The organism is Paradesertivirga mongoliensis (assembly GCF_024436395.1).
Taxonomy (GTDB): Bacteria; Bacteroidota; Bacteroidia; order Sphingobacteriales; family Sphingobacteriaceae; genus Paradesertivirga; species Paradesertivirga mongoliensis.
Genome location: NZ_JAFMZO010000002.1, coordinates 330,274 through 350,501, shown reverse-complemented (window position 1 = coordinate 350,501; position 20,228 = coordinate 330,274). Strand labels below are relative to the sequence as shown.

The 20,228-nt window shown below is 42.6% G+C and carries 17 protein-coding genes; 10 read left to right on the top strand and 7 right to left on the bottom strand.

Annotated elements, in window-relative coordinates; all coding sequences use genetic code 11:
* Positions 1-76: 76 nt before the first annotated feature.
* Both J3P43_RS07540 and J3P43_RS07535 read left to right on the top strand, forming a co-directional pair.
* Positions 77-1,000: a hypothetical protein gene (locus J3P43_RS07540; RefSeq protein WP_255900864.1), complete on the top strand. Its 924-nt coding sequence runs from the start codon at positions 77-79 to the stop codon at positions 998-1,000.
* A 37-nt stretch (positions 1,001-1,037) separates the two neighbouring features.
* Positions 1,038-2,849 carry a MutS-related protein gene (locus tag J3P43_RS07535; RefSeq protein ID WP_255900863.1) on the top strand — a complete coding sequence of 604 codons (1,812 nt, stop codon included), beginning with the start codon at positions 1,038-1,040 and terminating at the stop codon, positions 2,847-2,849.
* Here J3P43_RS07535 and J3P43_RS07530 read toward each other — a convergent pair.
* The 4 genes from J3P43_RS07530 to J3P43_RS07515 all read right to left on the bottom strand — a co-directional run bounded on the left by J3P43_RS07530 (position 2,800) and on the right by J3P43_RS07515 (position 8,558).
* Positions 2,800-6,342: a sulfatase-like hydrolase/transferase gene (locus J3P43_RS07530; protein WP_255900860.1), complete on the bottom strand. Its 3,543-nt coding sequence runs from the start codon at positions 6,340-6,342 to the stop codon at positions 2,800-2,802. The two genes, J3P43_RS07535 and J3P43_RS07530, sit on opposite strands and share 50 nt — an antisense overlap.
* Positions 6,339-7,412 (bottom strand): HEAT repeat domain-containing protein, encoded by a 1,074-nt coding sequence (locus J3P43_RS07525; protein WP_255900859.1) that lies wholly within the window; start codon positions 7,410-7,412, stop codon positions 6,339-6,341. Before J3P43_RS07525 ends, J3P43_RS07530 begins: the two co-directional genes overlap by 4 nt.
* Before the next feature lie 17 nt (positions 7,413-7,429).
* Complete coding sequence (locus J3P43_RS07520; RefSeq protein ID WP_255900857.1) at positions 7,430-7,786, bottom strand: response regulator transcription factor; 357 nt, start codon at positions 7,784-7,786, stop codon at positions 7,430-7,432.
* Between the two features lie 88 nt (positions 7,787-7,874).
* On the bottom strand, positions 7,875-8,558 hold the full coding sequence (locus tag J3P43_RS07515; protein WP_255900854.1) for a class I SAM-dependent methyltransferase: 684 nt from the start codon (positions 8,556-8,558) through the stop codon (positions 7,875-7,877).
* Positions 8,559-8,653: 95 nt separating this feature from the next.
* Between J3P43_RS07515 and J3P43_RS07510 the strand changes: the two genes are divergently transcribed.
* The 3 genes from J3P43_RS07510 to J3P43_RS07500 all read left to right on the top strand — a co-directional run bounded on the left by J3P43_RS07510 (position 8,654) and on the right by J3P43_RS07500 (position 11,545).
* Entirely contained in the window at positions 8,654-10,324 is a 1,671-nt protein-coding gene (locus tag J3P43_RS07510) for a L,D-transpeptidase family protein (RefSeq protein ID WP_255900853.1), read from the top strand.
* Positions 10,325-10,362: 38 nt separating this feature from the next.
* Entirely contained in the window at positions 10,363-10,581 is a 219-nt protein-coding gene (locus J3P43_RS07505) for a DUF3820 family protein (RefSeq protein WP_255900852.1), read from the top strand.
* A 115-nt stretch (positions 10,582-10,696) separates the two neighbouring features.
* On the top strand, positions 10,697-11,545 hold the full coding sequence (locus tag J3P43_RS07500; RefSeq protein ID WP_255900851.1) for an OmpA/MotB family protein: 849 nt from the start codon (positions 10,697-10,699) through the stop codon (positions 11,543-11,545).
* Between the two features lie 184 nt (positions 11,546-11,729).
* Here J3P43_RS07500 and J3P43_RS07495 read toward each other — a convergent pair whose 3' ends face one another.
* Positions 11,730-13,112, bottom strand: coding sequence for an APC family permease (locus tag J3P43_RS07495; protein ID WP_255900849.1), 1,383 nt, complete (start codon positions 13,110-13,112; stop codon positions 11,730-11,732).
* Positions 13,113-13,214: 102 nt separating this feature from the next.
* Here J3P43_RS07495 and J3P43_RS07490 point away from each other — a divergent pair, with 102 nt between their 5' ends.
* From J3P43_RS07490 to J3P43_RS07480, 3 genes are all read left to right on the top strand, one after another.
* Entirely contained in the window at positions 13,215-13,649 is a 435-nt protein-coding gene (locus tag J3P43_RS07490) for an OsmC family protein (RefSeq protein WP_255900848.1), read from the top strand.
* Positions 13,649-13,936 (top strand): hypothetical protein, encoded by a 288-nt coding sequence (locus J3P43_RS07485; protein WP_255900846.1) that lies wholly within the window; start codon positions 13,649-13,651, stop codon positions 13,934-13,936. Before J3P43_RS07490 ends, J3P43_RS07485 begins: the two co-directional genes overlap by 1 nt.
* 73 nt (positions 13,937-14,009) lie before the next feature.
* A complete protein-coding gene (locus tag J3P43_RS07480; protein WP_255900843.1) occupies positions 14,010-15,074 on the top strand; it encodes an endonuclease/exonuclease/phosphatase family protein in 1,065 nt (354 codons plus the stop codon).
* Here the strand turns inward: J3P43_RS07480 and J3P43_RS07475 are convergent.
* The gene (locus J3P43_RS07475) at positions 15,071-15,682 is read right to left on the bottom strand and encodes a porin family protein (RefSeq protein ID WP_255900842.1); all 612 of its coding nucleotides are present in this window, start codon (positions 15,680-15,682) and stop codon (positions 15,071-15,073) included. The genes J3P43_RS07480 and J3P43_RS07475 overlap by 4 nt on opposite strands.
* A 159-nt stretch (positions 15,683-15,841) precedes the next feature.
* Here J3P43_RS07475 and J3P43_RS07470 point away from each other — a divergent pair, with 159 nt between their 5' ends.
* The gene (locus tag J3P43_RS07470) at positions 15,842-16,822 is read left to right on the top strand and encodes a hypothetical protein (RefSeq protein ID WP_255900840.1); all 981 of its coding nucleotides are present in this window, start codon (positions 15,842-15,844) and stop codon (positions 16,820-16,822) included.
* 87 nt (positions 16,823-16,909) lie between these two features.
* Here the strand turns inward: J3P43_RS07470 and J3P43_RS07465 are convergent, their stop codons facing one another.
* On the bottom strand, positions 16,910-18,001 hold the full coding sequence (locus tag J3P43_RS07465) for a L,D-transpeptidase family protein (protein WP_255900838.1): 1,092 nt from the start codon (positions 17,999-18,001) through the stop codon (positions 16,910-16,912).
* A 231-nt stretch (positions 18,002-18,232) separates the two neighbouring features.
* Between J3P43_RS07465 and J3P43_RS07460 the strand changes: the two genes are divergently transcribed.
* Positions 18,233-20,062 carry a serine hydrolase domain-containing protein gene (locus J3P43_RS07460; RefSeq protein WP_255900837.1) on the top strand — a complete coding sequence of 610 codons (1,830 nt, stop codon included), beginning with the start codon at positions 18,233-18,235 and terminating at the stop codon, positions 20,060-20,062.
* Positions 20,063-20,228: the final 166 nt, after the last annotated feature.

The following is a 20,228-nucleotide window of genomic DNA, read 5'->3' as shown; positions in this document are numbered from 1 at the left end:
CACTTCTTAGCGCCTTTTACATCCCAATCTGAAAATATATTATGCCACCTGAATAAGAATTCATTAATTCGCAATAATGCTTCGCAACCTTAGTTTATGCAGGTGGTATCCCGCACTTGCAGTTATCCTTCTAATCGCGTGTAACCGGTCAAAACCCGAATCAAAAAGGCCCTCTTTTAAAGCTGTAGAGGGAATAAAGTTTATAGAAGTACGACGCGAGTTTGATACTGGCTTGAGTTTTAGTGAACAGGGCTTTCAGCAAATCCCCGAGTGGACCCTTTATTTTCTGCCGGGAGATTCTGTTAAAATTTACAGTCCTTTTGAAAAAAGATATATTCACTATCCAATTTATTTCGACCACGGTCAGGTCATTAACTTCGCGCGCGAATTTCTGAGGGTAAAAAACATCAGCAGGGATAGCATCGTTTTGCAACTTCTGCGTGTGCAAGCCAGAGTTGTGAATCAGGACCTCTCAAAAGTGTACATGCGCTTTTATTCTGAAGACTACATCAAAAACGTCCTGCGAACCCATCCCGACACTTTAAGAAAGCCGGATCGCCGCGACACGGTCTTTATTAAATCACTTGTCGACCGTACGAAACGGCATCCCAACATTGGCGACAGCCTCTTCGCCGCCCGCCAGCCGGTGTCGCTGAAAAGCAAAGTCGACTGGATTTTGGTAGTGAAGAAAAAGCTCGCGAAAAGCGATATTGACTACCGCGCATCCGATGAATATCTTTATCCTGAATACACGGTCAACATCCAAAATGCATACAAAGATTTCTCTTACACTTTTACTGCCTATGTCGACCATCATGGTAAAATAACGGTTGGTAGATTTGCATCAATTGAAGAAGATTTTGTGGCGCCGCAGCGTAGAGTAATGCAGGGAATTGTGGATGTATATCTTCACCGATTTCTTGAAATCACCCCAGGACAAACCATGGGCATGTCGCATCCTACAGAAATTACGCTTCATTTAAGGGGAACGAAAAACTAACTTCTTTTTCCGATAACTATACTAAACGTTTATCTCAATGGCAGCATCAATAATAGCGTTCTATGATTCGCAGGCAAGTTTTGCAGATCAGGAAATATCCAGATATGGTAAGCTTATTAATACTTATTCTTTCATGCGGCTTTTTGCCATACTGTTAGGAGGATTGGTAATCTACCAGGTACTTCAATATGAAATAATCTGGTTGGTTGAACTCAGTTTTTTCCTGCTGATCATCGGCTTCGCTTTTCTTGTGAAAAAGCAGGGTAGTTACGAACGAAGAAAGCAGTTTTACGAGGCGCTCAAAGCGGTTTGCGAAAATGAGATAGCAAGTATACAAGAGCAAAAGAACATATACGATTATGGTGCCGTTTTTCAGGACGAGGCACACCAATATTCATCCGATCTGGATATTTTTGGCAAAGCCTCATTGTTTAATCTCGTAAACAGATGTGCAAGCCCCTTAAGCAATGAAAGGCTTGCCGCGTGGTTAAGTTCTCCTGCAACCGAAAGCGATATTACAGAACGGCAAGAAGCGATTAAGGATTTTACATCCCGGCTAAATTGGGTTCAGGAGTTTAAAGCATCACTTCTTTTTGCAAGGGGAAGCGATAAAAGCGAGATCAACAACCTGATTAATTATTTTGGTCTGCACCAGGAGCGAATATCGCCCGCTCTCCGAATTTATGTACGCATAGTTCCGTACCTGTTTTTTATACTGACAGCAGCAGCGTGGTTTGTTCCTTTTTTTAGCGTTCCGCTTTTTCTGATTGCTGTTACAAATGCAATTTTAGTGTTAAGTAATCAAATGAAAGTCAATAAGACTGACCGGGTATTAAACCGGCTGGGTAAAACACTGGCAGCATATTCAGAGGCTTTTTATAGAATTGAAACGGAACGCTGGAATTCGCCATTATGTAGTGCTTTAACCAACAAACTGAAGAACGAGCATGGAAAGTCTTTTTCGGCAAAACTACAACAGCTTTCGGTGTTAGTGCGGCGGTTGGAATACCGTTTAAACATATTCGCAGGCTTATTCTTAAATGGAATCGCGGCCTGGGATGTGCGGCAGCTGATCGCCATTGAGGATTGGAGGCAAGAAAACAAAGACCTGATGCCTGGCGCCTTCGAGGTGTTATCGTCTTTTGAAGCTCTGGTCAGTCTGAGTAGCTTGCATTCGAATTATCCCGAATGGGTTTTCCCCGAAATAGTATCCGGCGATAAATATACTTATGTGGCCAATGAACTTGCCCATCCATTAATTCCAGCAGTTCAGAGGATTAGTAACGACTTCAGTCTGGTCGATTCATTAAAGATCGACATTATTACAGGCTCAAATATGGCCGGAAAAAGCACTTTTCTTCGTACGGTCGGTATCAATGCTGTGCTCGCCTTCGCCGGGGCTCCTGTATGTGCAACATCTATGAGAGTGAGTGTAATGAACTTGTTTGCCTATATGCGCATCCGCGATTCGCTTAATGAAAGCATTTCTACCTTTAAGGCAGAACTTAACCGCCTGCAATCTCTTTTACGGATATTAGACCAACAAAACAAGGTCTATTTTTTAATCGATGAAATGTTGCGGGGCACCAATTCGGTTGATAAGTACCGGGGATCGAAAGCGGTAATAGAGAAGTTGGTTTCCGAAGAAGCCGTTGGCATAGTAGCCACGCATGATTTGCAAATCGCCCGGCTCGAAGACAAGTACCCCGATTACATCCGCAATTTTTACTTCGATATACAGGTGATAGAAGGCGAAATGTTTTTCGATTATAAATTGAAAGCCGGTGAATGCAAAACCTTCAACGCATCGCTACTTTTGAAGCAGATTGGTATCGAGGTTGAGGGGTAGTTGGAATTCTGATCCCATTATATTTCTGATAGATCGAGTCTGGAATTAGCTTAGCACCATTTGCAAACATCGAATTTCGCTGTCTGAATTTATTGAATTCTCTTTTTATCCGTCTAAGTGTGGTGGTTTCCACGATAGTTTTTTCACCCATATTGGGCAGCAGTGCGAACAGTGTTTGATTGTTTAAATGATAACTGCCCATCACATAATCAACAAGTGAGGCTTTTGTTTGGATCAATGGATAGCTATGAACGTTTCTAAAGGCCCGGGCAGTGTCTAGTCCATCGCCAAGCCACGACGCCACGTTTGGCTTTTTGATATTGTAGTTTTTACTTAAATAAGCCAATAAGCTTGGTGCAACGTCGTAATGCGATGATACTGACTCAAAACTGGCAGTTCTTTTCAGCAGCGGCGAGTATACAATTAATGGTACGTGATACCTGTCTATCTTTGTGCTCATCGGAAGTTCAGGCATCCGGTGATCTCCGGTGATTAAGAATATCGTATTCTGGAAATCTGCCCGTTTAGCGTATCGGTTGAAGAAAGTTCTAAGAGCGTCGTCAGCATATAAAATACTGGCATATTTGGTGTCGTTATTTCGATAAATTTTCTTTTTAGCTTCGTCAAAATTTAATTCAGACATCCTTTTTTCAAAAGCCGCCAGGTAGTGTTGTTGCGAATTTATCTTGAAAGGACTATGTGTTGACACAGTTAGTAATACATCCAGGCGTGGCTTACTTGTTTCTGCGTTAAGCTCAAAATATCGCCTGAACAGCTCGCCGTCGCCATAACCCCAGCTAAAACCGTTTTCAGAAGAAGGCATTTTAACATAATCTTCGGGGAAGGTTTTCTCATCATATATTCCATCTGTGGCATTCGCCTTAAGAAAGGCGTCCATATTATCGAATTTGGCGTCGCCGCCATAATAGAAGGAGGTGTTATAGCCGTTCGTTTTCAGGACGTTTAAAAGGGATAAATGTTCAGGGATTTTGTCACTTTTCAAAAAGCCCCCATCCCCAAAAGGCAGGGATCCCAACAAACTGGGTAATACAGCAAAGGTTCTTCCTCCCTGGCTCAGGAAATTTTTCCAGTATAGACTTTGTTGAGACAGCGAATCGATAAAAGGTGTAAAGTTGCCCAGGTACGCTCCTTCGTTAGTGAAGGCCCGGCCCAATCCTTCCACCATAATGATAACGATGTTAGGTGGAGTTTCGCTTTGATTGAAAAACGGTTGCAGCACATCCGGCGTTCTGTCTTCATGCAGAAACGGATATTCGCCTTCATTCACATAGGTAAAGGATACTTGTTTCATGCCTGTTACACTAGCATAATCTTCTTGATTTTCTTCATCTATAGCCGATGGAAAGAAATGGCCGAGCGTTTCGGACAAGAAAAAATCCGACTTGTTCAGCGTAATGTTGTTTGCGAAATCCGAATCGAATGGTGAACTTCTAAACGATGAGGTACCTAATACAAGCAAACCTATTGACGCAAACGGTAAAACTGCCGACAAATAGGAGTGAAGCTTGATTTTACTGGAAAGCACCAGGATAAGGCTTGAAGTAACCGTTAAGGTGCAAACCAAATTGGTGATGGAAATAAGGTTAATCCCGCCCGATGCCCCAAGCGTTTGTTTGATGTCTGTATGGCTGTAGCTGTAAAAATCTGCCCCCAGGGGTAGTAACGAAGCTGAAAAGTACTCAATGAGAATGGCTTGCACAACCGAAAACAATATCACCAAGCCAGAGAAAACAACCCTGGCTGCATTTTTGGATAGTTGGTAGACGATGATATATGGAATATATAAGATTATGTTGTATTTGAGCCAGAATAAGGCAGCATTTCTAAAGGCTGCCGGGAGCATTTTAGTTACTTCTTCCGGATACTCCTGCATAAAACCAACATAACTTACCTCGAATAGAGCAAATAAAAGGGCAATGACGAGCCAGCTGAGTGAAAAACCTGCAAATGACTGTGTAGCCGCCAGCCATTTTTCTGTGAGACTCAATTTTTTTTCTGCAGCTACGGGTGCCTCAACAATCGCCGCCGCGACCGTTACAGTTGGAGTTCCCAGTTTTTTACCCGCGAAACCCTGACGGGTCATTTCGCCCCAGGCACTTTTCTTCTGCAGAAAGTCGACGTTACCCTGGATGGCCGACCATACAACAAACGGGTGAAATATAAAAGGTTCGAGCAGGGCAGTAAGAATCAGACGGAAAATATCTTTGGGGTTTTTGTATTGGTTATACGTCATCACCTCCATAAGAATGGCGAATACCGAATACAGGAACCCAAAACTGAGAATAAAACTGAGCAGGTAAAAGAAGTTTAGCCAGTCTGTTTCCGAGAACAGGGCAAAAAATATAAACGCAACAAGTCCGAAAAATTCAATTATCGGTGCCAGAAACTCAAAGAAGAACCAATAGGGATAGCTGAGCATGCCAACCAGTCCATAATTGGGGTTGAAGAACATTTTTTTGTGAAAAAGCAACGTTTCAATAGTTCCCCTGGTCCAGCGGTTACGCTGTCTGCCTAAAATATTGAAAGACGCCGGCGCTTCGGTCCAGCATAGCGGATCGGGTATAAAAGTGACTCTGTAGGGCACTTTTTGTTCTTCCATATAGCGGCGCATTCTAACCACCAGCTCCATGTCTTCCCCCACCGTTTTGTGGTTATAGCCGCCGCAGTTAATCACTATTTCCTTGTCAAACGCGCCAAACGCTCCCGAAATAAGCAGCAATCCATTAATCCGGCTCCAGGCCATCCTTCCAAGCAGAAACGCCCTGAAATATTCTAAGGTTTGCATTCGAGGGAGAAATCCGTCGGCAAGACTTACCTTCATCAGTCTTCCACCTTCAATCTCACATCCATTCGCGATCCTAACTACGCCGCCTGTTGCAATAACCCGTTCTTTAGTGGTTTCCAAAAATGGTTTGGCCAGCTTCAACAGTGCATCCTGTTCAAGGATACAATCTACGTCAATACAAACTATATAATCGTTTGCAGAAATGTTAATTCCCACGTTCAGTGCATCGGCTTTGCCACCATTTTCTTTATCTACTACTACTAGTTTACGGAATACCTGATTCGTGCTTTTATAAATGCCCCGGACTTTTTTCGTTGAAATTTGCTCGTTGTAAAAGAAGTCGATCCTCTTGAGGTCGAAATTGTCTATCAGTTGCTGTAGCGAGTCGTCTTTACTTCCATCATTCACAATAATAACCTCGAGGTTATTATAATGGATCGATAATAGCGACCGGGCATTTTCTACAACGGTAGCGGCCTCGTTATAGGCGGGAGCGATAATGCTCATAGACGGCGCTTCGGGAGATACCGCCAGAATGCGGTAATCAATAAAACTGTTTTTATGTAAATACTGCCTCACAGCACCAATAGAGCAAAGGCCGATAAAAATATAGGAAAACAAAAGTACAATGGAGTACAAGAGTAATGAGTACACGAATACGTCTGCCACTATCGCCAACCAGCTCATTTGTTAGCCTCCATTTTAATTTGCTGGATAATTTCAAACCATGGCGACAAAGAGGCACTTGGATGCATTTCAACGGCTTGCCGACCCTCAGGTCCGCAATTGTATAAAGCTCTGGCAGCGGCGAGTTTAACCTGATTATCTTCAGAATAGAGTTGTTTTTCCAGAAATGGGATACTCTCGGCAGACGACATTTCTTTTAAGGCAGATAATACTGCCAGCTGATGCGTTTTCGGCTCATTGGCATAAATGCTCATTAAGTGAAAAGGTGTTGCCTCTTCATAAATTTCTTTTAGACATTTTATGGCCTGCAATCTAACCCGGGCATTAGGATGTTTTAAGCATTCAACAATTTTATCATAAAGTTGAAACTGATGGTAGGAGGCTGAAAGCTTTAGTGCGAAAATTATTACCGAGTCGTTGTTTGATTTGAGCCATTGGTCTATCCCCAAAAAATCCGTTGCCGGAATATTCGATAATTCGGTGAGCAAATTTATCTGATGCCACTCTGAAAGGGGATACGTGATATCGTTCAGAAAACTGAGTCCGTCAAAACCATGAAACTTCACAAAACTGGTCTGAGCTTCCATCCGGATATACTCATTCTTGTGATTAGTAAGTTTGTAGAGGGCAGGCGAGTGTTCAACCTGATGAAGAGAAGCCAGCTCCTGAATTGCTTTTGCCTTTTTATGCCAGCTAAAGTGATGAAGCTTTTTTAAGGTGTCTTTTTGAAGATCGAGTTGATTGTAAAGATGTGCCAGGTTTTCGCCTGCAACTCCTGCCAGATTTTTACTTGTAACCACCAGCTCATTGATTAAGGTCTGTCTGAACAGGTCCTTTTTTAGCAATGCCCTCATCCGTTTATTGATAGGCATAGAGAAAGGCTCATTTTCTTCTGCTTCAAAAAAAATGGCTTTGGTAATCAGAACATTTGTTTTAACCAGCCATCTGGCTTTTTCTTTGTCTCTTTTGTTTTTAATGAGCAAAGAAAAAGACATGAAAAAAAGAAGGATCAGCATAAACGCTGAAAACGATATGGTAGCAAAAAGGAGATGTTCTGGTGTTATGGTCATAGCCTATGCTTATGATTTTAAACCATAAAACGGCGCACCCTTACAGATAATTCGTTAGGACTGAATGGTTTGGTGATGTAATCGTCTGCGCCAAGCTGGAAGGCTTCAAGAACCACGTTTTCCTGCCCCATGGCCGAGAGAATGATAACTGGTATTCTCTTTCCGGTCATTTGTCTTACAGATCCGATAATTTCCATACCTGAAGTAAACGGCATCATCAGATCGGTAATAATTAAATCTGGACGAATCTGCTCGATCTGCTCCAATGCTTCCCTGCCGTCACGGGTGGTGAAAACCGTATGACCGTCTTTTTTCAACCTAAACTCGAGAGTTTTCAGCATTAAAAGGTCATCGTCTGCCACGAGTATTTTCATATTTGAGAGTTTCTAATTAAGATAGCGCTTTTTAACTCCCCTTTATAGCCAAAAACGGTTCAAAAGGTTACAACAATCGGGCTTTAATTTACACACTCAGGCGTCCCAGATACTGGTCCATGTCATCTTCCATAAGCAACTGAAATTTGAAGCCAGACTCCGCAGCATATATTTCAAGTGTTTGCTTGTCAACATATAACCAGTTAAACCAGTCGCCTGAAATTCCTTTGTACTGGTACTTATAGCTCAATTCGCCAAAATATTTATTGTCGGGAAAAGGGACATCATCATAGAGGTAAGATATGTCTGAAGAATCAAAGAGTATTTGGCCGCCTTTGTTCAGCAGGAGTTGGCAATGTTCGAGTAAAGCAGGCAGCCGCTCCAGGCGCCCGGCAAGGCCGATACCATTCATCAACATTAATATCGTATCGTATTTTTGACTGTCGTGACTGAAAATATCGAGATTGATCACCTGACTCAAACCGCGAAGCTTACTGATATCACAAGCTGTCTTTGAAATGTCGAGCGCGGTGACATCCAGCCCTGCCTTTTGAAGCACCAGAGCATGACTCCCAACACCCGCGCCAACATCCAGAATTTTGCCTTTACATAAGCTAAGCGCATAGAGCTCCATCTCCGGCATGTCTTCAGGATCTCTGAAAAACACGTCCACCGGCATTTCTTCCGGCCCGCCATAGGTGTTATGCAGCCATAATACATCAGCGGCATCATTATTGAATTGATCTGATAGCGCACACTCGAACACATTCATTATTCTCTATTTTCCGGGTAAAAATATGTGAATAGATCCGACGATTAAAACATAAATCCGGTTAGACGCTTTAAATAGTAATTAAGAAAATAAATATGATTACAAGACATTTAACTATAATGCCTGTACCTTTCAAACTTAGCTTATATTTTATCGTGCTCATTTTCTCCTGCTTAATATTCGTGGGTTGTAAAAAGAAAATTGCGCTTGGAGAGCAGCCTTTGCTCGACAGTGTGTATATTACTCAATACATGAACTCCGATCCGGAGTTCAAAGAGAATTTAGACTGGGCGAAGAAATTTTACAAAGAACGTCGCTTTAAGCTGGGCTGGTTTAAGAACAATGAAATAGTGCCGCAGGCAGAGAAATTATTCAGCGTGATGTCGCGTTCGCATGAAGAAGGTCTGGATCCGGAAGACTACAATTTATTTAACCTGGAGCAGAAGCTTAAAGAGCTCGATGAATCTAAAAAGGATACGTCGAAATATAAGGATCTTCAAAAGAAACTGGATATTGCTTTATCAGCGGCGTATTTCAATTTTGCCAGCGATTACTATCGCGGACTAGTAGTTCCCCGTGAGAATAAAGAAGTTGAGTGGGACGTAAAGAGGAACAAAATAAAGCTTCACAAGGCTTTAATGACTTTGTTGGGTGAGCGCAAAAGCAAGTATCCTTACGCCGAGTTTAAGCCGTTGCATAAAGACTACGCTAATCTGAAAAAAGCGCTGGCCCGTTACCGGGAAGTTCAAAAACAAGGCGGCTGGCCAACCATACCATCAATCAGTTTAAAGCCTGGTCAGCGATCACCGGCGGTTCCGCTGTTAAGCAGACGGTTGGCCGACCTGATGGATAAACAGGCTGATTCTGCAGTTGCCGACAGCACCGTTTATGGACCTCGTCTGGTAAATGCTGTCAAAAAGTTTCAGCAGTTGCATGGACAAAATCCCGATGGTAATATCGGTCCCGCCACCATTAAAATGTTAAATGTTCCTATTCAAAACCGCATTCGTCAAATCGTGATCAATATGGAACGCTGGCGCTGGATCCCTAAGAGCTTTGAACCGAGTTATTTACTGGTGAATATTCCGGAATATAAGCTTTACGTAACGGAGAAATCTAAGACAGTAATGACGATGAACGTCATTGTTGGTAAGGCGATGCACGCCACCCCGATATTTAGCGATAAACTTGAGCATGTGGTGATTGCTCCGTATTGGAACATTCCTCCAAATATTTTAAGAGATGAAATCGTACCACGTGTGGTAAGCGATCCTGGCTATCTGGACCGGATGAATATTGAAGTGGTTACAAACAAAGGTGCCCCGGTAGATCCATCTTCGGTAGACTGGAGTCAGGCGGGGTCTGAAGGCTTTGGCTATGTTGTTAGAAAGCGGCCCGGTCCGAAAAACGACTTGGGCAATGTAAAATTTATCTTCCCGAATGTTGATAATATTTACCTGCATGATACACCGCACGACGAGTTATTCAGCCAGGCAAGTCGCGGATTTAGCCACGGTTGCGTAAGGGTGGAAGAACCTATCAAGCTTGCAGAATACTTACTCCGCAATGTTTCGGGTTGGGACCGCAACAGTATTATGCGGCAGGTGAGTACCGGGAAAGAAAGGTACGTTTCAGTTAAAGAGAAGTTGCCGGTTTACCTGGTGTATTTTACCGCGAAGGCTGATGAGAACGGAAATGTTCAGTTTTTTGAAGATATCTACGGACATGATTCTGAACTTGCGTCGATGTATTTCACCAGATTATAGTTCTGTAATGCCTTCAAAAATTGTGTAAGTTTGGAAGGATGAATCCGGAGATCCTGACACAATTAGTAACAATGAAAATGCCTTTCGGGAAATATCAGGGATACCTGATTTGTAATCTGCCCGAAAGTTATTTAGTATGGTTTAAACAAAAAGGATTCCCGGCGGGCAAGCTGGGAATCCTGCTTTCTACCATGTATGAAATCAAATTAAATGGACTGGAATACCTGCTTGTGCCATTAAAGTCTATGTCGAAATAGCTTTTCGCGGTCGGTGGATCCCGGCCGAAGTACCTCGTCAAACACCACTTCCAAACAATTTCATCGTTAAAACTTTATTTATAGGACAGAATTTTGTTTTATTAAAACCTACGTTATGAAAATTAAGCAGCTGTTGATTATGACGAGTACGGTCATTTTCCTAACCTCATGCGGAACGAGGAAGCTCCGAGAGTCTGAAGCCAGATACGCCACCTTAAATACTTCTTACCAGGATTTGCAGACGAGATATTCTTCCCTGCAGGATTCAGCCACTCGTTATGTGGAACGGATAAAATTTCTGAACGATCAGTTACGCAACCAGCGCGCAAGTAACGATCAGATGTTGAACCAGTTAAAGGATCTGTCGGTAATTTCAGGATCCCAGGCCGAAAGTATTAAGAAATCTCTGGAGAACATTGGCGCGAAGGATGCTTATATAAGAGACCTTCAATCTGCAATCTCCCGTAAGGATTCTTTAAATATGGCACTTGTCATGAATTTAAAAGGCGCCATCGGAAATCTGGATGATCAGGACATTAATATCAAGGTGGACAAAGGTGTTGTTTATATTGATATTTCTGATAAGCTACTGTTCAGAAGCGGCAACTATGAAGTTAATGCCCAGGCAGAAGAAGTTCTAGGTAAAGTAGCTAAAGTGCTCAACAACCAGCCGGATATTGAATTTATGGTTGAAGGGCATACCGATAACGTCCCTTTCAAAAGTGGCCCTTTGTTAGATAATTGGGATTTGAGTGTTAAAAGAGCTACTTCCGTGATTCGTATTTTGCAAAACGAATACGGAGTTCCAGCGTCGAGAATAACCGCTGCCGGCCGCGGTGAATATGTTCCGATTGCATCTAATGATACTGCCTACGGCAAAACTGCTAACAGGCGCACCCGGATAGTTATACTGCCTCAACTGGATCAATTTTTTAAACTGCTGGAAACGCCGCTCAGGTCTTAACCATTCATCGGATAACCTGCAACGTCATAGTCATCGGATGACTGTGAGTGGATTTTAGATTGCGATAATCATCTAAGTCATCCGACGACTATGACAGAATACATTGATACACTGCCCGCTTCTTCAGCCGTTGACCTGCATGATGCTGTGCTGGGTTTATGATTTTTGTTGTGTCATCCGGTGACTATTCTTCCATTTTCGCAACACTTCCTTTCACCTCTGCGGGAACTGCAAAATGATAATAAATCAATCCGCTAAGAGTCAGTGCAATGCCAAGAAGTGAAGGTATAAATGCAGTTACCAGTGTCACCACCATAAAAGTTCCCTGAATTAGCAACACGACGATCAATGTGAGGGGATATCCCCACGTTTTATAGGGCCGAAATACATCAGGATATTTTTTCCTTAAAACATATATTGAGGCGAAGGTCAAAACATTAAATACAGATGAAGTGAACGAAAAGTAGTCGATCACCGCTTCATAGGCGCTCTCGGCAAAAGTGGCGCAGAGAATCAGTATAGCTGCCCAGCCCGCCTGTGCAAACATCGAATAATTTGGTGTTTTATACCTGGGATGGATCGCCGAAAGGCTTCTGAAAAACAGTTTGTCGCGGGCCATGGCATACCATGTGCGGCTTTTTACCAGTATTTGGGTGTTTACGTTTCCGAAGGTGCTCACCATGATGGCTATAGCTACCAGTAAGCCACCCGCCGAACCCAATACTACTTTCATCGAATCGATAGCAACTCCCTTAGACGCCCCCATTGCTTCGGGGCCCAACAAATTGAGGTAGGCCGTATTGATTAACAGGTAAAGTAACATCACCACACCGATTCCAAAGAAGAGTGAAAGCGGCAGGTTTTTCCTGGGATTCTTTACTTCCTCGGCCACATACGTAGCGCCTTCCCATCCGCTGTAAGCGAAGAATCCATATCTCAAAGCCGTAAAAATAGAAACCAGCCCAGCCCAGGTCCAGGGTTTATCTACAGCATCTTTAAAATTATCACTCTCGATACCCTGTGACAGGCTTAACACAATGATCGAAACAAGCAATCCAACCTTTAAGAAACCGAAGATGTTTTGAAATATGCCGCTAAGCTGGATTCCGAAGGAATTAGCAGCGGTGAGGATAAAAACCAGAGCAATAGCCATAACTCCTTCCTGAAGGCCGCCGGTGTTTGCATTTATCGCGGTTAACGCGTTTTCTGAGAAAAATAGGGCCACTGCCGCTATCGAGCCTGTTTCGGAAACGAAAAACATGGCCCAGCCACGCAGGAAAGTGATAATAGGCGGATAGGCTGCTTTTAAAAACACATATGGTCCGCCTGATCGCGGCATCATCGCCACCAGCTCGGCATAACAAAGGGCCCCTAGTATCGTAGCAATACCGCCTATTATCCAAACCCCATAAAACATGCTTACAGAAGCGGTAATGAACATGATGGGAGCCGGTGTTCGGAAAATGCCTGAGCCTATTATCCTGTTTACAACAATAGAGAGAGTTTCTGTAAGTCCAAGCTTTCTTTCAAGTTCGGTTTTTTCTTCAAAGATTTGCTTGTTTTCCATTTGCTGAGCGATTTAAACTCCAGGTTAATTAAATTCAAACCACAAGGCTTGAATATTGTTCAGAATGCAATATATTTCGCAGATAAAACTAATTTCAAAATCATGATAAGAAAATCATCAGCTGTATGGAACGGTACTGGCAAAGAAGGTAAAGGAACATTAACCTCCACCAGCGGCGTTCTAAGCAACACGCCTTATTCATTTGCTGCCCGCTTTGAAAGCGAAGACGGCAAAGCCGGAACTAATCCTGAAGAGTTAATTGCTGCTGCTCATGCAGGATGTTTCACTATGGCATTAAGTTTCCAGTTAACAGGTGCGGGATTTACACCCACAGAATTGAAAACCGAAGCGGCCGTAAAAGTAGAACCGGTTGAAGGTGGTTTCGCTATCGCCTCTATTCAGCTCAATTTAACGGGTTCTGTTCCGGATATTTCTGAGCAACAGTTTTTAGAACTTGCCAATGCAGCAAAAGAAGGTTGCCCCGTGAGCAAGGCTTTATCTGCTGTTTCAATCTCGCTTGACGCAAAGTTGGTGTAATGGAGATAAAGCTGCCCCCTGCCGGAGATGATTGTAAGGGCATCTCAGTATCCGATTTTGATACCCATAAAATTCCTTCACCTCCGCAAGGCGCCAATGAAGAGAAGGATAAAACTACTCTTCTTTTCAAAGATTCTGAAGAGGCTTTGAAGTACGCTATTCATCTTAATGATGTTTTCGAGCGTATGGAAGCTTCTTCAGAATATCATTGTTCAAGAGAAAAGATCAGACAGATCATCGAAGCTGTAAATCAACAGGTTGATTTTAAATCGATTGATTTTGACTAGGCCAATAGGTTGTCCGCAGTTGCCATTTAACACAGATTCCGGCTTTTGTTGTTATTAAAAGAAAAGGATTTTAATGGCAGAATTAAAAGTTGTAGTTGAAGCTTTAAGTTGTTTATTTATTTTGATGTCGCTCATTCCACTGGTGCGGAATGATTACTGGGCATTCAGAGTTTTTGAGTATCCACGGTTTCAAAAGCTTCTGATTTGTATCACACTTTTCTTTTGTATTCTATTTTTTATCGTTATAAGCCCGGAGACTTCCTTGTATATTGTTGCCGGGCTATTATTCGCTAATATTTGTTACCTGTTTTACCAGGTTTATCCCTTCACAGGCTTAAGTAACAAAGAGTTGAAGCGTGCGGGAGAAAACTTTCCAGAGCAATGCATTGCGTTGATGACAGGAAACGTTTTCCAATACAACAAACAGTCGCAGGCATACCTGACCAATATTTACCGCGCCGACCCCGATGTTGTTTTGTTATTGGAAACAGACAGCTGGTGGGAGAGGGAAACTGCCGAACTGGAGAAATGCTACCCTTATCATGTTAAGGTGCCACAAGAAAATACGTATGGAATGCTTCTTTATTCGAAGTATGAACTTCTGGATTTTGAGGTGAAATTTCTTGTTGAAAACGAAATTCCCTCTATACATACCAAGGCAGTTTTGCCCTGCGGGCAAAAAATACAATTATACTGCGTTCATCCCACACCTCCCGTTCCGCAGGAGAATCCGCGTTCCACAGAGCGTGATAAGGAGCTGCTTTTAATAGCTGATAAAGCTAAAGATAATGAATTGCCGGTTATCGTGATGGGGGACTTGAACGATGTGGCCTGGAGCTACACAACATCTCTTTTTTGTAAAGTGAGCGGATTGCTCGATCCCCGGAAGGGAAGGGGTTTTTTTAATACTTTTCATGCACAGCATATCTTTTTAAGATTCCCGCTTGACCATGTGTTTTGTTCAACCGATTTCAAACTGGTTGATATCACCAAATTAGATGCAGCAGGCTCAGATCACTTCCCGATGTATGTGAAACTCCAGTATGAAAAAGTAGCTTCGCATGAACAGAAGGAGCCCGAGGCCGATGAAGACGAGAAGAAACTTGCAGAAGAGAAGAAGCTAAAGAAAACTGCTTAGAACTTTAGCAAGGCTGATACTTGTATAGTTTCAAACTTAAACTCGGTAACGTTCGAACGCTGACCAAGCCCGATATGGTTAAAGCCATGCAAATACCTCGCATTGAGACTTAGTAATGAGTTCAGGCTGAAATCCATCCCGGCAACGGCAGCGATACTTCGCTCTTCAGTATCATGGGTTATCACAGAATTATTTCCATCCAAACGTTCATCAGCCTTAATCAACAGGTCAAACTGGGGCCCGGCCATCAATGAAACCCGGCCTAACAAAGGGTATTTAAACAATACAGGCAAGGAGAGATAACTAAAAGAATAAGCCGCCCCATTAGCTGTATTTTCCCCATTAGTTTGTAAGTAAAGATATTCAGGTTGCAGTCTAAGGTTTCCATATACTGGTACGTCCATTACAAATCCTAATACAAAGCCTGTTTTCCAAGATGGTTCAATGTTCTCCGCTGGTGCGGGATACCCCTTATTTAAGTTCATATTGCTGACGCTTACTCCGGCCTTTAAGCCAAAACCTACATCAGGCCTACGGTCCGGCCGGAATTGCGCATGTGTGGAGCAGGTAACCAAAGAAGCTATTAATAATACCAGAAAATGTTTCATGAACCAGAGGGTTAGAATATGCTAACCCTTAACGATAAAAATGGTTTGAAATGGGATTTTGGGTAAAAATCTTTAATATCGCGTGGTGTCGCTATGAAATTTCAGTAACATTACCATTAATCATCCATGACCATTACTTTTATCGTGTAAATTAGCATCATGTATATCTCAATTAAAAATCGTAGATCCTTTCTAATACTGTCGCTTTTAATACTAACAGGTTTCTGCGTTCTCGTATCGGCCTGCACTGCGCTTAAAACCCCCGCTTCAGCCAACTCGCGCAAATTAATTCTTCGCGACGAAGGGCTTTCACAGTTAAGTTATGTTGATTTAAATAATTCTGATAAGAATTGGTTTGTACCAGTGCCCGCCGGCCGTGATCTGCAGTTGGTAGGAAAGGGAAGGGTACTTATTGGTACCGGTACCGGATTTGAAGAGCGCGATATCGCTACCGGAGCTAAAGTATCAGAACTTACAGCATTTCCGGGCACTCAAACAGCGAGGAGGTTACGCAACGGAAATACTTTGCTTGCCGGGGCCGATTGGCAAGGAAATAAAGGTATTGTTTTAGTAGAAACTAACAATCAGGGTGCGGCGCAACGCTTAATCGTTTATCCTGGCTTTACTTATGTACGCTGCATCAGGGAAACCGTAAAAGGAACTTTTCTTGTTACTGCTGACGATCTGGTTTTTGAAGGGAACGATAAGGGAGAAATTATCTGGCAGGCTAAAGTTGCCGGTCCGCCTGCAAAGCCACATATCTGGCAAGCCTTGAGGCTTGCAAACGGGCACACCGTTGTGAGCACGGGTTATGCCAAAAATTTTCAGGTGTTTGCTGCAGACGGAAAACCTGTTGCCACTTTTACCGGCACGGAGGACGTGAAACCTAACTTCTTTTCCGGTTTTCAGATTTTAAAGAACGGCAATTACCTGGTTACAAACTGGCAGGGACATGGTCCGAAGTTTGGAACCAGTGGTAATCAGTTGCTCGAATTTTCTCCTGAAGGCAAAATGGTTTGGTCATGGAAACAGGATGCTGATAAATTTTCCTCCTTACAAGGAGTGATCGTTTTAGACGGACTAGATGTGAGCAAGCTTCATGTAGAAAATGCAAGAGGAATTCTTGAAGCCGTAAAATAGAAATTGAGGGCGTATGCCGCTATTAACACTCAACGTGTTAAACTTTCCAAAAGTTCCAACTTTTGGAAAGTTTAATCGATAGAAAGTTTAATCGACTTTCGCCAGATTTCCATCTTTCCCGTAGATATCTTCTCTAAAGTGCACGTCTCCGGACGGATCAACCCATGCGGTATAATAACTTATAGACACAGGCACAGGAGATTTAAGCGTTACATAGCGTTCTGTACCCGCGTTCATAGCGCTGTGAATAGCAGCATCGTTCCATTTAGGGTCATCTTTTAACAGGTATTTTGCTAGTTCAAATGGCTGGCTCAATCGGATGCATCCATGACTAAATGCTCTGGTCCTGCGCGAAAATAATGTCTTAGCCGGAGTGTCGTGGAAATAAATATTGTATTTGTTGGGAAACAGAAACTTCACTTTTCCCAGCGAGTTTTTTGGTCCGGGCTTTTGACGGATATCTGGCAAGCCATTTTTTGTACCGATAATCTCCATTCGGTTGTTTTGAAGATACCTGGAATTTTTCTTCATCGCCGGAAGGATCTCGTTCTTTACGATGCTTTCGGGGATGTTCCAGTAGGGGCTAAATACTATCTGGTTCATCATGTCTTTAAAAACAACAGTTTTATTGGTGGTTTTACCAACTACAATGTCCATCGATAGAACTTCCCGTTCGCCTTCATACACCCGAAGTTTATACTCGGGTATGTTTGCAACGATATGTCGTCCGGTATTTTCAATGTTTTCTTTGCGAATGCGGTCGAGATTTACCCTTAATTGGTTGATTCGAGTTTCGAGAGGCACGTTCAATGCCTTTACAAATTCGGCATTTATTATCCCGGTTTCCTCCAATCCATGTCTTGCCTGGAAACGTTTAACGGCTGCTTCGAAACGTTGATTGTAAACGTCGGTGTTGCTAAGTGCTCTGAAGTCGCCGAGTACTTCCAGACGTTGTTTTATTTCTTTAATCGCGGGCGACTGGTCGTTTACCTTTAATGCCGACTGGCCCAAAGAAATAGTACTCCATTGGTTTTTTTCCTTTAATTTTTCATAATCAGCGATAGCCTTCTCAATGCGTTGATATTGTTCGTTATTGATGTTCGAACCCTGTTTGGCTACGCTTTGTTCAGAAAGGGACAAACAGGAGAATAGTATGATAATATAAGTTAAGCTTTTCATCTGTAATGGATTAATGTGTGCCCGAAATAATACAAATTCTAAGCCAAAGACTTTTTTTCAAAATCGAGGCGCTTATTTAAACTATTGCCAGAATAATTATTCTATATAAGCGTTGAATCATTACACAGCATCGCAAAGCTGACATTCAACAGAGAAAAGGGGAATCTTTTTAGTAACCAACATCCTGATTTTTAAGTATAAGGATGCCAATTAACGTTTAACTCAGGGATAGTGAAGGGGAATTTAAAAATTAAAAAATTAAGATTTCAGAATCTTTATACAGCGACTATACTTTTACTGGCAATTATTTTAGGAAGCTTTAACCACCGGGTTAAGGAAGAAAGTATAGTGGCCGAACTTTCTGGTCACGCCGAATTTCAGCGGGCCGCTGTACTGTTAAACAATCATTCTCAGATCTTACCTTTTAAAGATCTGGCCTACCGGAAGGTGGCCAGCGTTAATACCGGATATGCATATAGCGCCGAGTTTAATAATATGCTGCGCAATTATGCTCCTATCAGAACCTTTAGTTTTGGTGGTTTAACCAAAAATGATCTGGCTGCTTTCAGTACTATCATCTTACAAGTAACGGCAGAAACTGCCTATACCCCCGAGCTGCTTAACTTTATACAAGAGAATCAAAAAACCAAAGAAATAATAATAGCCGGTTTTGGTAATTCAACCGCTTTGCAGCGATTTGACGCTTTCAATTTTCCGATACTTTGGAACCCTTCTCAAACTGCTTCTGCTGCGGTTTATTCTGCACAAGTTGTATTTGGGGGCATAGCCATTCAAAATAGGTTAACTCAGAATATCAGTCCGAAGTTCCCTGCAGGTTCGGGTTACTCAACCTCTAAAATCCGTTTAAAATATTCGGTTCCCGAGGAAGTGGGACTCCAATCATCAAAACTAAATCGTATTGATGATATCGTTGAAGAAGCTATCCGCGAACGTGCTACTCCAAGCGCAGTGGTAATGGTGGTGAAAGATGGTCATGTGATCTTTAACAAAGCTTATGGTACGCATACCTACGGCGACGATATTGAAACAAAGGTTAATGATATTTATGATGTTGCTTCGGTAACTAAAGTTGCAGCCACTACAGTTGCCGCAATGAAATTATACGAGCAGCAGAAACTTAATCTGGATTACGGCATTGGTACATATCTTCCCGAGGCTAGAAATACAAACAAAAGCCATATTCCGGTACGTGAGGTGATGCTTCATGAAGCCGGGTTCGTGAATCTGGATTTCGCGGGTGGCCTTCGCAGCACCGACCGCAGTAGTGATTCGTCTTTCTTTTATCCTGTAAAGGTGGCAGATAACTATTACGTGAGAAGAAATTACTATGAAGATGTGATGCTGCCTAAAATGCTTCGCACTCCGCTCCCAACCCGCGGAAAGTACGTATACAGCGATATCAGCATGTATATGATGAAAGAAATCATCGAGCATCAGGCAAAAAAGCCTCTGGATAAAGTTGTTATCGACGAATTTTACAAACCTCTTGGAATGGCAACTGCCGGTTTCAATCCAAGAAGACGTTTTGATAAAGATAAAATTGTGCCCACAGAACGTGATACTTATTTTCGTAAAACGTTACTGCATGGATACGTTCACGACTCCGGTGCGTCTTTAGTAGACGGCGTATCAGGGCATGCAGGTTTGTTTGCCAGCGCTAACGATCTCGCAATCCTTAATCAAATGCTGCTCAACGGCGGAACTTACGGCGGGGTTCAATATTTCAAGCCGGAAACGGTTGAACTATTTACCAAAAAGCAATCTGACGTAAGTCGCAGAGGTTACGGATTTGATCGTGGTAATGGTGTTAGTTATCCTTCAAAACTGGCTTCTCCGGAAACTTACGGCCATACCGGTTATACTGGTACCTGCGTTTGGGTTGATCCGAAACATAAATTAGTTTATGTATTTTTATCGAACCGGGTTTATCCATCTGCAAGCAGTAAGTTAAACTCTATGAGGATTCGCCCAAGAATCCAGGACGCCATATATTCGGCCATTGCAGAGGGTGATGGTCATCTCGCAACGGCAGCTAATTAAGCAAGGGATTACCATACTCTAAGCGTAAGAAATACGTAGGATGAACGTAGGATGGGTATACCTCCAGCCTGCCTTGACCAAGTTATAGCCTTGCTGTAACGAGCCAGCGCCTTGTGGTTGATTTGATGTTCAGCTTATCGATCTGCAGCTGCATATTTACAATTAA